This is a genomic window from Companilactobacillus muriivasis (genome assembly GCF_036246245.1).
GTDB classification, from domain to species: domain Bacteria; phylum Bacillota; class Bacilli; order Lactobacillales; family Lactobacillaceae; genus Companilactobacillus; species Companilactobacillus muriivasis.
On the sequence record NZ_BTTQ01000001.1, the window covers coordinates 31317 to 45433 of the forward strand.

The 14117-nt window shown below is 36.8% G+C and carries 11 protein-coding genes and 1 tRNA gene; 6 read left to right on the forward strand and 6 right to left on the reverse strand.

Translation table 11 applies throughout. The features are described 5' to 3' along the window. Positions 1-50: 50 nt before the first annotated feature. Positions 51-893, reverse strand: coding sequence for an NAD(P)H-hydrate dehydratase (locus tag AAA923_RS00150; RefSeq protein ID WP_338213797.1), 843 nt, complete (start codon positions 891-893; stop codon positions 51-53). 67 nt (positions 894-960) lie between these two features. Between AAA923_RS00150 and AAA923_RS00155 the strand changes: the two genes are divergently transcribed. Further along, a tRNA-Leu gene (locus AAA923_RS00155) sits at positions 961-1045 on the forward strand. An 84-nt stretch (positions 1046-1129) separates the two neighbouring features. On the opposite strand, the gene AAA923_RS00160 is transcribed toward AAA923_RS00155, so the two are convergent. After that, the gene (locus AAA923_RS00160) at positions 1130-1516 is read right to left on the reverse strand and encodes a hypothetical protein (protein ID WP_041501426.1); all 387 of its coding nucleotides are present in this window, start codon (positions 1514-1516) and stop codon (positions 1130-1132) included. 166 nt (positions 1517-1682) lie between these two features. Between AAA923_RS00160 and mscL the strand changes: the two genes are divergently transcribed. Further along, positions 1683-2075, forward strand: a complete 393-nt coding sequence (gene mscL, locus AAA923_RS00165; protein WP_338213798.1) for a large-conductance mechanosensitive channel protein MscL — start codon at positions 1683-1685, stop codon at positions 2073-2075. A gap of 33 nt (positions 2076-2108) precedes the next feature. On the opposite strand, the gene AAA923_RS00170 is transcribed toward mscL, so the two are convergent. The 3 genes from AAA923_RS00170 to AAA923_RS00180 are packed head-to-tail and all read right to left on the reverse strand — an operon-like array spanning position 2109 to position 4561. Further along, positions 2109-2555, reverse strand: a complete 447-nt coding sequence (locus AAA923_RS00170) for an ASCH domain-containing protein (RefSeq protein WP_338213799.1) — start codon at positions 2553-2555, stop codon at positions 2109-2111. A gap of 16 nt (positions 2556-2571) precedes the next feature. Further along, positions 2572-3885, reverse strand: a complete 1314-nt coding sequence (locus AAA923_RS00175) for a sensor histidine kinase (RefSeq protein WP_338213801.1) — start codon at positions 3883-3885, stop codon at positions 2572-2574. Then, positions 3869-4561 (reverse strand): response regulator transcription factor, encoded by a 693-nt coding sequence (locus tag AAA923_RS00180; RefSeq protein ID WP_338213803.1) that lies wholly within the window; start codon positions 4559-4561, stop codon positions 3869-3871. The genes AAA923_RS00175 and AAA923_RS00180 overlap by 17 nt, the downstream gene beginning before the upstream one ends. Before the next feature lie 724 nt (positions 4562-5285). Between AAA923_RS00180 and AAA923_RS00185 the strand changes: the two genes are divergently transcribed. Both AAA923_RS00185 and AAA923_RS00190 read left to right on the forward strand, forming a co-directional pair. Beyond that, a complete protein-coding gene (locus tag AAA923_RS00185) occupies positions 5286-7706 on the forward strand; it encodes a glycosyltransferase family 39 protein (RefSeq protein WP_435890153.1) in 2421 nt (806 codons plus the stop codon). 140 nt (positions 7707-7846) lie between these two features. Then, complete coding sequence (locus AAA923_RS00190) at positions 7847-8815, forward strand: glycosyltransferase family 2 protein (RefSeq protein WP_338213806.1); 969 nt, start codon at positions 7847-7849, stop codon at positions 8813-8815. Positions 8816-9421: 606 nt separating this feature from the next. On the opposite strand, the gene guaC is transcribed toward AAA923_RS00190, so the two are convergent. Continuing rightward, positions 9422-10399 (reverse strand): GMP reductase, encoded by a 978-nt coding sequence (gene guaC / locus AAA923_RS00195; protein ID WP_338213809.1) that lies wholly within the window; start codon positions 10397-10399, stop codon positions 9422-9424. 712 nt (positions 10400-11111) lie between these two features. Between guaC and glnA the strand changes: the two genes are divergently transcribed. Together glnA and AAA923_RS00205 are read left to right on the forward strand one after the other, a co-directional pair. After that, a complete protein-coding gene (glnA, locus tag AAA923_RS00200; protein WP_338213810.1) occupies positions 11112-12440 on the forward strand; it encodes a type I glutamate--ammonia ligase in 1329 nt (442 codons plus the stop codon). 298 nt (positions 12441-12738) lie between these two features. Further along, positions 12739-14112 carry an Nramp family divalent metal transporter gene (locus AAA923_RS00205; RefSeq protein ID WP_338213811.1) on the forward strand — a complete coding sequence of 458 codons (1374 nt, stop codon included), beginning with the start codon at positions 12739-12741 and terminating at the stop codon, positions 14110-14112. Positions 14113-14117 lie beyond the last annotated feature (5 nt).

Genomic DNA, 14117 nt, shown 5'->3' on the forward strand with positions numbered 1-14117 from the left:
CATAATGATATTTATCCAATTGTTGATTGGAAAACATCGTTACGTCTTTTTTATTTGTTCTGCAAACTGAATTTTTGCATGTATTTTGGTAGTTTCTCAATGATTTGAGAAGGTAAGACAACATATTCTTTTTCGTTTAATTTATCACCGATAACACTGTGAATTATTAGGGCAGCTTGAATTGTTGCCAGAGAGTAGCCGAATTGACCAATAAAGCCGGCCATGATTCCTGTTAGAGTATCGCCCATACCACCGGTTGCCATACCAGCATTGCCAGCAGTTATTTTGAATGACATGTCCTGGTAATAAATTTCAGAATTGTGTTTCTTTAAAACTAAGACAGCATCAGGATTCAAATCTTGAAGTTTTTCAAAATTATTGAGTTCAATTTGTTCGGGTATTTCTAACTGTGAAAGTCGTCTCCATTCGCCTTGATGTGGAGTGAGGATGATGTGGGCAGTAGTTTGTAGCGGAATCTTTTCTTCAGCAATGATTGTTAAAGCTGAAGCATCTAAAATCACCGTTTGGTCAGTTTTAGTATTGTTCAAGACTGCCTTAACTAAACCAATGGCAACACTTGATGTACCAAGACCTGGGCCAATAGCAATGACATTATTATTTAGAATAGCGGTCAATAATTCTTTCTTGTTGTGATAGTCGATGGTCATTGCCTCAGGAATACGAGTATTGATTGCCGTGAATTTTTCAGGAGTAGTTGCGACGGTTACTAATCCAGCTCCAGCATGAACGGCAGCACTGCTTGCTAAAATTGCAGCACCTCCGAAGTGAGTTGATCCAGCAATAATTAGGACTTTACCGTAATTTCCTTTGTACGACTCAGGATTACGGGGCAGAATTACTTGATTTAAGATATTTTTACTAATTTTTTCCATTACAAGACCCTCCATTTGTAGTATCATTTTCATTGTAATCTAAATAAGTAATTATTTGAATTATAAAGCCACTGTGGCGGAATTGGCAGACGCGCAGCGTTCAGGTCGCTGTTCGGGTTTCCCGAGTGCAAGTTCGACTCTTGTCAGTGGCACTATTCTAATAGGATCAAAAAAGTTTTCATATTTGAATCATTGAAGATTCAATATGAAAGCTTTTTTTATTTCGTTCGCATTAATTAAAATATTAGTGAGGACAGTGCCGATGTTAATGTCTTAGGATTCACTGGTTGATTATTACTATCTAAAATAGCCTTAACTTCTTTTTCAACATCGTCTTCCTTCATTTTCTTGAGATATTGGAATCCCTCAATAGTAAGACCGTTGATTTTGATCAAGGTAACGTACTTTAGGGGACTAATAATCCCAGCAATCAAGCCGTCATTGACCATGCTGATTACGTAATCCTGCAAGTCTTGGATTAGAAATTGATTGGGATTGTCGCTAGCAATATAATCTTTAACGATTTGGTACTTTTGAGCATCGTCTAAGAGTTCTTGGAAATCCTTGGGATTCTTCTCGGAGATAATTTCTAGAATCATTTTATAAATATCAAATTTATTCATATTTTCACGGCCTTTCATATCAATTATAAATGAAAAGCTTTTCAAAACTCCTTTTAAAATGAACTTTTTTGACGATACGTATAGATTTTTTTGGCGAAAAATTTGCACAAAACGCCTGTAAACATTCATAATTAAGGGTAGAAATCATTTTTAGGAGATTTGGAATATGATAAAAGAATTTAAAGACTTTATTAGTCGCGGCAATGTTATGGACTTGGCTGTCGGTGTCATTATGGGTGCTGCTTTTACAGCTATCGTCCAATCATTAGTTAGCAACTTGATTAATCCACTGATTGGTTTGTTTTTAGGGAAAATTGATCTCAGTAACTTGGTATTCAAAGTTGGGGATGCAACATTCAAATATGGGACTTTCATTGAGTCCATCATTAACTTCCTAATCATTGCGTTTGTAGTATTCTTATTGGTCAAAATGATGAATAAGATTATCAAGGGCCGTGAAGAAGAGGAAGAACCAGAAGAGGATGACTCAAAGGAAGAAGAAATGGTTATGTACCTTAAGAAGATTTCTGAATCTTTAGATGAAAAGTCTGATAAGTAAAAAAGTTTGAGGCTAAATTAGTCTCAAACTTTTTTAGTATATACGTTCAAATACTTCACATAAGCAGGGCATATCAAAGGTAAATTCTTGACCAAATTCCTTATATTCTTCTCTAAAGAAATGTTCATGAACTTTACGCCATTCTTCAAGCGTCCGTGAATCTTCACCTTCATGGTAAGCATGCTCAGCACTGACTTGATTAAAAGGGATAACTTCAGTTACAAGTGTTTTAGTGATGCAAAGAGGGTTTTCTTGACCGTCTAAAATAATGTTATAGTCACCAACTTGAGGCATATATTCAGTCGGTTCGTATAAAGCATATGAGGAGGTAGTGGCTGTTTTAATACCTTTGTAAACTAATTGAGCTAACTCGTCAGGATCGTCACCGCCAAAAAGTGTGATGTCACCCAACGGATAGTCTAACGGATTCTTATCTTTTAGAAAATTGAACCAGTATGCTTTGATTTTTTCTTTGTCCATGAATTAATACCTCATTTTAATTATGTTTGATTGGTAGTTCAACGACGAATTCACTGCCTTGAGGCAAATTATCACGTACAAAGATGTGTCCGTGGTGGATATCGACGATTTGTTTGGCAATGGCTAGACCTAAGCCGTGACCACCGCTATTGCTATTACGTGATTTATCAACTCGGTAGAAACGTCCAAAAATCTTATCTTTATCCTTGTCATTAATACCAATACCAGTGTCAGAAATCACAAATTGATATTTGGTGCCTTCAACTTGGTCGTAAATTTTGATAGTGCCATTTTTAGGGGTGTAATTTGTAGCGTTATCCAAAAGAATAATCAATAATTGTTTAATTTTATCACGATCCAGATAAAGCGTAGGTGTGTGATAAAGGTTGATTTGAAAGACTTTCGATTGAGAATTAATAATATCTTTGAAAGGCTCAATGGGATCCTTCAGAAAGAAATCCGGCGTAGTCATTTCAAAATTATATTTCGTAGTAGCTGAATCAGAACGAGCCAAAACTAGCAGATTATTAGTCAAAGAGTTGAGTCGGCTAACTTCATCCAATGAAACGGAGATTGCTTCAGCTTCATCAAGAATAGTTTTATTCGGCTTCGTCAGCATGTATTCCAATTTACCTTGAATAATTGTTAGTGGCGTACGTAATTCATGGGCAGCATCGTTAACAAATTCAGTTTGTTGTTTCCATGATTTAACAATTGGCAACATATTAATACGAGCTAGGAAGTAAGAAATAACTAGGGCAATGACCCAGAATATGAAGAAAGTAATAATTAATATTTCCTCAAAGTTCTTAATTGCTTGGATTTGAGTATCAATATTTTGCATGATTAGAATATAATGACCGGCATACATGGGATTATTGTTTTTCTTCGAAACTTTAATCAGCATCGAACGGAAACTCATTTTATTAACAAGCAGGGTTTGTTTCACATTAACGTTCCTTTTACGTAATTTAATATTTTTCAGAACAGAATAACGGTTACCAAGACTAGTCTTATTTAGTAATTTTCCATTATCATCAAAAACCAGAATCGAAGCTTGAAAAGGAGCTTTAGGGTCTGGTTTTTTATTTTGGTCAATTTGATGATTAGGAGCTGGACCAACACGTTTAGCCATATTGGGTTGCTTTTGAATAGCAGTAACTTGGTTACGAATATCTTTATCGATGCTGCGATAAGTTGACGATTGGAAAAGGTTAAAAATGATAATTCCTAGCGTCAAAAAGAGAATGGCAAAGGCACCCATAATTGATAGAAAAAGTTTAAATTGCTGGCGGCGGGTGATTTTATTTTGTCTAGTTTTCTGTGTCATCTTGGAAAATATACCCAACATTTCTAATTGTCTTGATTAAATTATCATTTTTCGAAGGACGTAGTTTTTTACGCAAATTGCTCATATACACTTCAACCACAGTGATGGAAGTATCTGAGTCAAAACCCCAGATACGTTCAAAAATCTGATCCTTAGTTAGAATAGTATTTTTATTTTGCAATAAATAAACTAATAAATCATATTCTTTACCATTGAGCGCAATTTGTTTGCCAGCAGCGTCGATCTCATGGTTGTTCAAATTTACTTCAAGATTTTTAATTTTTAAGATTGAATCGTCAGCTAAAATACCACTCCGCTTTAAAAGAGCTTTAACACGAGCCTGCAACTCCTCACGGTGGAAGGGCTTAGTTAGATAATCGTCAGCACCAAGGTTGAAACCGTGAATTTTGTCATCAATTTCAGCTTTGGCAGTCAAGATTAGGACAGGTGTGTTGATTTTATCGTTACGAATATTTTTCAGCACATCATAACCATTCATTTCTGGCAACATAATATCCAAAATTATTAAATCGTAAACATCTTCAGTAGCGGCAAACTTGCCACTCAAACCATCATTTTCAATATCGACTTCAGAAAAGTCGGATAGGAAGGAAGCGATGTTATTAGCCAAGTTTTCGTCATCCTCAACTACTAAAATTCTAATGTTATTTGACATAAAGCACTCCTTTATTGGTGTCTAACGTAGTCTGTCTACAGAGTTGAGAAATATTCACTGGCTGTGCGTACCGGAGCAAGCCAAGGTATTGCTCCTCGGTTTTAAGCCTTGCAAAACCAGCAAGTCTCAAAACACGCCCGGTGATGTAAGAACGAGAAAATCACTCGTCCTAACATCACTACCACTGCCCACAAATATTTCTCAGCTCTTCCGACTAGTTATTTTCTATCAAGCATATTATGAAAACCTGATGAATTTATATTATTCGGTATACATATGATAAGTATTCATATAATCCAGTTGTTAGTAATAGAAAAAACTAGTCGGAGGTGCTGATAGTATTTACTCGCAGTGGAAGTGGCGTTATGGCTTTAGCCATTACACCACCGGACGAGTTTGGATACTTGCGTTTTTTGCAAGGATTCAAACCGAGGTTCGAGACCGTACTTTGGCTCGGACCGTTCCGCACAGCAGGGGAATACTATCAGCGCCGGAGACGGCATATTTAAATAACCGTTAATATCTATTCATAATTATAAAACATAAATTTCGATTTAAGCTTAATTTAAGTTAGTTTGTCTAATCTTGTCCCTGTTGTTAAGAAAGGAATTAGAACAGATGAAAAATAATTTGCAATTAAAACCAATCTTATTTTCAATATTTGTTTATTCAATCATTTGTTTTTTTGTAAATATAGCTTTTTAGAGATAGGAGAAGATAAATGATGGAATCAAAAGAATCCACTCGTATTCAAAAAAATGAAAAACCTAGTTTTTTCAATAAATTAAGAACTATTAAGTATGATTACTGGTTAATTGCCATTTTGATCCTTGCGGCTTTCTTGTACGCTTGGAATATTTGGGAGGCTGGGGAAGCTAATAACTTCTATACCGCCGCAATTGTCAGTATGACAAAGAGTTTTAAAAACTTCTGGTATGCCAGTTTTGATCCCGCCGGGTTCATTACGGTTGATAAGCCACCAGTAGCCCTCTGGTTTATGACTATCAGTGCCAAAATTTTTGGTGTACATGGTTGGAGTGTCGTTTTACCGTCAATCCTGTTTGGAATTGGCTCGGTATATTTGATTTACAACTTGGTATCAAAACGTTTTGGCAGAGTTCCTGCACGAATCGCTGCCTTGATTATGACTTTAACGCCAATCGTAGTAGCTGATTCCAGAACCAACAATATGGATGCTACGTTAGTATTTTTCCTATTATTGTCAGTCTGGTTCGTGCAAAAAGCCGTGTTAAAAGAGCAACAACGTTATCTTTGGATTGGATTTGCCTTAATTGGTTTCTCATTCAATATCAAGATGCTTCAAGCGTTCATGGTTTTGCCAGCCCTATACCTTTATTATTGGTTAGCAGCAAAAGTTAATTGGAAAAAGAAATTGGTCCACTTATCGATTGCAACAGTTTTTCTAGCGGTCTTCACCTTATTCTGGCCGTTGTCAGTTGATATGACTAATTCAAGTAGTCGTCCTTATGAAGGCGGTTCGGAAACAAACTCAGCTTTAGAATTGGCTTTTGGATATAACGGAACTCAACGTTTACTTGGTCAAACTACTGGTACTGGTGGAGCTTTCCCTGGTATGGGTAACAGTTCTTCCAAAAAGGGCAGCAGTAAGTCAATGACGCCACCAAGTGGTAGTAAGTCTAAGAAACCTAGTGGTATGAAGTCTTCAAGTAATGCTCCAACACCTCCAAGTGGATCAAAGAAATCTGCTAATGGAACGCCTCCAGCTAAACCATCTGGTTCAGCTAAAGGTGGACCAGGAGGAACTAAAGCAACTGGTGGTGGAAATGGTACAGGTGGTGCCGGTGGCGGTGCCTTCAACATTGGTACAGCTGGACCATTCAGATTGCTTCAAAAAGAATTAGGACCTCAGATTAGTTGGTTGATGTTACTAGCTGTCTTTGGCGTAATTTCTAGTTACATTTACTATCAAGATCCTAAGAAAAAATGGTATTCACTCAATAACCAAAGAAAAGATCTCTGGCTATGGCTTGGTTGGATGGTCCCAGTGGCGGGATTCTTTTCAGTTGCTAGTTTCTTCCACCCATATTACACAATCATGTTAGCCCCAGCGATGGCCGTTTTAGCCGGAGTTGGAGTTTACACAATGGTCAAGCAATGGCGCGAAAAGTCAATCTGGTCAATGCTTTTGCCAGTCTCAATTTTGTCGACAAGTATTTTGCAAGCTTGGTATTTGACAGATTATTATCCAACCTTAGCTTGGGTATTGTTGATTGCTGGCATCATTATTTCAATCCCACTGTTCGTATTGCCATGGATTGCCATTCGTCTAAAAAACAAACGCGTTTGGCCAATTGCAGCCTTGATTATCGTCATGCTAGCTCCAACGTGGTGGTCATTAACTCCAACCTTAGCTGGATCAAGTGACGGTATTCCAAGTGCTGGTCCATCACTATTATCAGCCGCAGGTGGTGGCGGTGGCATGGGAGATTCCAAAGAGGATTCAACTTTGCTTAAATACCTTGAAAAACATCAAGGTAACGCTGAATACTTATTTGCAACCGATGATTCAAGTACCGCTGCACCATATATTATTTCTACCGGTAAAGCTGTTATGGCAATGGGTGGATTTAACGGAACTGATAATGCGATTACTTTGAAGCAGTTTAAGAAACTTGTTAAAGAAGGCAAGATTAAGTATTACTATTCCGGTGGTAAAACTGGTGGTAATAATAGTGAGATTGTTTCATGGATCAAGAAACATGCTAAGAAAGTTAAATTGTCTAATAGTAGCAGTATTGCAACGAATAACTCTAGTTCAGTTACTGTAGCTTCAGAAGCAAGTTCTGCAAGTACAACTGGACAAGCTCCAAGTGGAACAGCTCCTGGTTCATCCGGTTCAGGTTCTAGTTCAACACCACCTGCTAAACCAAGTGGTTCTAATAGTGGTCAGGTTCCTTCAGGTACAGCACCTAGTGGCACCAAAGCACCATCTGGTACTAAGGCACCAACAGGTAAGAAGAAATTGACTAAAGCACAACTTAAGAAAATGAAAGCACAAATGAAGAAATCCGGTAAATCCGGAACACCATCAATGGGTGGTGGCATGGGTGGCCCTGGTGGTCAGTCAGGTACACTTTACGATTTATCAAGTATCTACAAGTAGTTGGCGTCTCCAGAAATGATAGTAATCATTTCTTCCGACCGGTTTTTCAAATGAAACTTAGTTGGATGTTGGCAATATGGTCATCAGTGGAGGTAGTACTAACTTTCAAACGAATTAATCAATGAAAGGAACGTTCGCTTATGAAAGATCAATTAATTTCAATCGTTCTACCAGTTTTTAATGAAGAGGCTGGGATTCAAGCGACGATTGATACGTTATTAAATTATATCGAACAACAAGAAGAGAAATATGAACTAATATTCGTTGATGATGGATCACAGGATAAATCAGTTCGAATTATCAAACGTGCACTTGAACAACACGATAATATTAAGTTGGTCGAGTTTTCCCGTAACTTTGGACATCAACTGGCCATTACCGCTGGTTTGCAATATACCAAAGGGGATGCCGTTGTCGTTATGGATGCTGACTTGCAAGACCCTCCAGAAGTCATTCCGCAAATGATTAAGAAGTGGAATGAAGGTTATGAGATTGTCTATGGCAAGCGAATGCAACGTGATGGCGAAACATTCTTCAAGAAATTCACTGCTAAAATGTTCTATCGGACTTTCAAGAAGTTAGCCACGATTGACATGCCACTTGATACTGGTGATTTTCGACTAATGGATCGAAAAGCTGTCCATCAATTATTGAAATTGCATGAACAAGATCCATTTGTCCGTGGACAAGTTACTTGGATTGGTTTCAAGCAGACTAGTGTGCAATATCATCGTCAAGAACGTCTTGCTGGTGAAACAAAGTATCCACTTTCCAAAATGGTTAAGTTAGCTTTAGACGGAATCACGTCTTTCTCAATGAAACCATTGCAATTCGTCAATGTTTTTTCAATCGTGCCATTGGTCAGTGGTGTTTTCTCACTTGGCTATATGATTGCAAGTGGCAGTTTCAGTTTAGCTGGTGTCGGCGTGACGATTCTTTTGTTCACATTAGGATTATTGATGCTATCGATTGGGATTTTAGGAAGTTACTTAGGTCGTGTTTTGGATCAAGTCAACAATCGTCCTAGATTTATCGTTAGCAAGACTGAAGGATTTGAAGAACGAAATAAAGGAATTCATCGTTTTACCACTCGTCAGATGAATAATTAAATGAGAACAACCGATATTTTAAAAAGACAAATTGTCCTACCAAATTTTTAAATATTTGACAAATGTAGTTCATTACTAGATGTATAGTCTGAAAAAATTAGAAAAAATCTTTTTTACCTTAAAAGTTTTCACGCTTTTTAATTATCTAGTAATGTGTTACAGTAATGATAAATTTGATACAGCTAAAGTTGTTTGATGGACAACCGATTATATCAAATTGAACATGAACTATCCCATTCATAAAAAAAGAAGCTGACGAACACCCAGTCGTCAGCTTCTTTTTCTTTTGTCTTGTTTTTTAAATATGCCGTTTGAGAGTTAGAGGGATGGAACCGCTGTGGAACCGGCTCGAGCCAAGGTACGGTCTCGATCCTCGATTTTGAGCCGAAGGCCGCGTCTCAAAATACGTCCTGTGCTGTAAGGCCGGAAGAACACCGACCTAACACCACTATCACTGCTGGTTCCATCCCTCTAACTCTCAAACTAGGGTGTTCTTTCAATTCAAAAAAACCAAATGAGCAGACTTCTGATTCGTCAGAGGTCTGCTCATTTTATAAAAACTTGTTCATTTTTTAAATAAATATCTAATATTTGTCTAATTTAAAATTAGTAAACGTCACCGTTGTAAATAGAGTTCTTAACAATTACGTAATCTACTTTACGAAGTGATTTAAGATCTTTGCCACCGGCGTAAGAAATTGATGATTGTAGATCTTGTTGCATTTCAGTCAATGTATCCATGATTTCGCCTTTATATGGAACTAACATGCGTTTTCCTTCGACGTTCTTGTATTCACCTTTTTGGAATTGTGAAGCTGAACCGAAGTATGCTTTAAATTTTTGACCGTCTTTTTCAATGATTTTACCAGGAGATTCCTTGTGACCAGCTAATAGGGAACCAATCATGACCATATCGGCTCCAAAACGGATAGATTTGGCGATGTCGCCGTCGTTTCTAACACCACCGTCAGCGATGATGGGTTTGCTTGCGGCTTTGGCACAGAGTCTCACAGCGGCTAATTGCCAACCACCAGTACCGAAACCAGTCTTTAATTTAGTGATACATACTTTACCAGGTCCAATTCCGACTTTGGTTGCATCAGCTCCGGCGTTCTCTAATTCACGAACACCCTCAGGAGTGCCGACATTACCAGCGATTAGGAAAGATTCTGGCAGGTTGGTCTTAATATATTTAATCATTTCAATGACACGATCACTGTGACCGTGAGCCACATCAATGGTAATGTAATCAGGTTTTAAGTGTTCAGCAACTAATGTATCGATGAATGTGAATTCATCTTTTTTGATACCAACGCTGATGGAGGTAAACAATCCTTTTTGATTCATATTTTTAATGAAATCAACACGTGTTTCGGGTTCAAAACGGTGCATAACGTAAAAATAATCGTTCGCAGCTAATTTTTCAGCCAACTTTTCATCGATGATTGTCTGCATATTAGCAGGGACAACCGGGATTTTAAATGTTTTTGGACCAAATTTGATCTCAGTATTACATTCTGAGCGACTATCGACGATACATTTATTCGGTATTAGTTGAATATCTTCATAATCAAATACTTGCATTTTATCATTCACTCCATTAATAACGAACAATTATTATTTTTATATTCTATTTCGTTCGTATCTATAATTTAACGGGAAAACGGAAATAAGTCAAATTATTTATACGATTAATCGGTTTAATTATGATAAAATTTTCATATGCAATTTGTGTTTATATTTAAATATCCCGTCTCTTCCGACTAATTTATCTTTGCTCAGTTCGTTTTAGATATTGAAATATAGTTGATATGAATGTTTAGAATGAATCATTAACTAGCACTATGTTTTATGCAGTAATTTTGAAAATGAAAATTGAAAGAAATAAATTATAACTGGTCTTTTAACAATACAATTTGTAATTTATTTATGGTGATTGGAAGTTTTCATTTAATTATTTATTTATTAAAATAAAATAGTCGGAAGGACTGAGAACATTTACCAGCTGTGGGTGTGGCGTTACGGCTTTAGCCGTTACACCACCGGGCTTTGGTAAGGTTTCAAACCGAGATTCGAGACCGTACTGTGGCTCGAATCGGTCCACATAGCAGATAAATGTTCTCAGTCCTGGAGACGGCCCAGCGTTAAATATTAAAATTATTGAAAATGATAATGAAAATATTTGACACTATGATTTGTAATTGGTATTATCATCATATTATTAATAGAACGGTATATTAATAACGTTTGTTAGTTGTCTCAAAAAAATCGGTATATCCAATAGGAGTGGTTAAAAGTGCAACATTATACTGCAGAAGATATTACAAAAATGGTTAACGATGAAAACGTTGAATTTATCTGTTTAATGTTTACAGATATCAACGGAATCATTAAGAACGTTGAAGTTCCTGTTTCTCAACTAGATAAAGTTCTAGCAAACAAGATTACTTTTGATGGTTCATCAATTGACGGTTTCACACGTATTGAAGAAAGTGATATGTTACTACATCCCGACTTATCAACATGGTTGATTTTCCCATGGGGTGAAGAACATGGTAAGGTTGCTCGTTTGATCTGTGATATTTATAAGACAGACGGCACACCATTTGAAGGTGATCCTCGTGTAAACTTGAAGAGAATCATCAAGAAGATGCGTGACATGGGCTACACTAACTTTAATATCGGACCAGAACCAGAATTCTTCTTATTCAATACAGATGAACATGGTAATCCAACACTTCACCTTAATGATGATGGTAGTTACTTCGACTTTTCACCAGTTGATTTAGGTGTAAATGTTCGTAAGGATATCGTTCTTGGTCTTGAAAAGATGGGCTTTGAAGTTGAAGCTAGTCACCATGAAGTTGCACCAGGACAACAAGAAATTGACTTTAAGTACGAAGATGCTTTGTCAGCTGCAGACAGTATCGAAACATTCAAACTTGTTGTTAAGACAATCGCTAAAGAACATGGTTTGTATGCCACATTTATGCCAAAGCCAATGCAAGGTATCAATGGTTCAGGTATGCACATCAATATGTCATTGTTTAACGGCAACGACAATATCTTTGATGATGAAAACGATATGTTGTCAGATACAGCCAAGAAATTCTTGAGTGGTATTTTGAAACATGCTCGTGCCTTGACTGCTGTTAATAATCCAACAGTTAACTCATATAAACGTTTAGTACCAGGCTATGAAGCACCAACTTACATTGCTTGGTCAAGTAAGAACCGTTCACCACTTGTACGTGTACCTGCTGCTAAAGGTAAGTCAAAACGTATTGAAATGAGAAGTGTTGATCCAACAACTAACCCATACCTAGCAATCGCATGTATTCTTGATGCCGGTCTTGATGGTATTAAGAGCGATTACGATTTGATGCCAGAAGTTAAAGATAATATCTACGAAATGTCAGAAGACAAACGTCGTGAAGAAGGTATTGTCGATCTTCCTTCAACTTTACACAACTCCTTGAAAGCACTACGTAAAGATGAATATGTTCAACAATCACTTGGTAAGGGACTAACAAACAGTTTCTTTGCTGCCAAGAATGCTGAATGGGCTAGATATCAACAGACAGTTTCCCAATGGGAACGTGATACATATATGTCACAGTATTAATTCGACTATTTAAAATTTTAAAATGATAAAAAGACTTATTTCGGAATATTTCGAAATAGGTCTTTTTTTGCAAAAATATTTGTAAAATCGTAAAAAAAAGCCTGTATTTTTCTGTAAATCGTGATATAGTATCAATGGTTAATTGAGCGCACGCTCAAATTATTCAAAATATAATAATTTATAGAGCTGTATAGTTTAATCGTGTGCTTAATTTGTCTGAAAAATACGGAGATAACGTCATAAGTTCAAATGATAATATATCACCGAATTTCTAAACCAATAGAAAAGAGGTACTACTATGAGGGATGGTAGTGAAACAGAAACAAACAAAAAGTTTGTCAGCTCAAGTACAGCTGATAACAAGAGTCTAGATGAAATCAACGGTAGTATTGAAGTGCCGGAAAACGCTGGATTCTGGAAAACATTAATGACCTTTACTGGTCCCGGTGTTTTAATCGCGGTTGGATACATGGATCCTGGTAATTGGATCACATCAATCGCTGGTGGAGCACAATTTAAGTACACACTTTTGTCAGTGGTACTTATCTCCAGTTTGATTGCGATGTTGTTACAATCAATGTCAGCAAAACTTGGAATCGTCACGGGTAAGGATTTAGCTCAATTGACGCGTGAGAAGACTTCTAAGACCGGCGGATTCATTCTCTGGATAATTGCTGAACTAGCCATTATGGCAACTGATATCGCCGAAATCATCGGTTCTGGTATTGCTATTAAGTTGTTATTCAATATTCCACTGATTGTGGGTATTTTGATTACCGCAGCCGATGTTTTGATTCTACTATTGTTAATGAAATTAGGCTTTAGAAAGATTGAAGCTATCGTAGCTACTTTGGTTACAGTTATTTTATTAGTATTTTTATATGAAGTATTTTTAGCTAAGCCAAGTATTTCAGGAATTATGGAAGGTTACTTGCCAGCCAGCAGTATTATTACTAACAAATCAATGCTTTACCTATCATTAGGTATCGTTGGTGCGACTGTTATGCCACATGATTTGTACTTAGGCTCATCAATTTCACAAACTAGAAGAGTTGATCGTAGTAATAAGAAAGACGTTGCTAAGGCAATTAAATTCTCAACAATTGATTCAAATATTCAATTATTCTTAGCATTTATCGTTAATAGTTTATTGTTAATCTTAGGTGCCGCATTGTTCTATGGCACTAACAGTGATTTGGGACGTTTCGTTGATTTGTTCAACGCTTTGAGTAACAAGCAAGTCGTTGGTGCAATTGCCAGTCCAATCTTGAGTATGTTATTCGCCATAGCATTGTTGTCATCAGGTCAAAGTTCAACTATTACAGGGACACTTTCCGGACAAATTATCATGGAAGGTTTCATCAGATTAAAGATGCCACTTTGGGCACAACGTTTGTTAACAAGACTTTTGTCAGTAACACCAGTTTTGATTTTCGCCATTTACTATCATGATAATGAAGCCAAAATTGAAAATCTTTTAACTTTCTCACAAGTATTCTTGAGTGTGGCGTTGCCATTTGCCATCATTCCACTAGTTATTTTCACCAGTGATAAGAAATTGATGGGAGATTTCAAGAATAAGAATTGGGTTAAATACAGCGCCTGGTTCGCAACGGTTGTCTTAATTATCTTGAATGTTTATCTTATTTTCCAAACAATAACGGGAGCCTAGAGGTA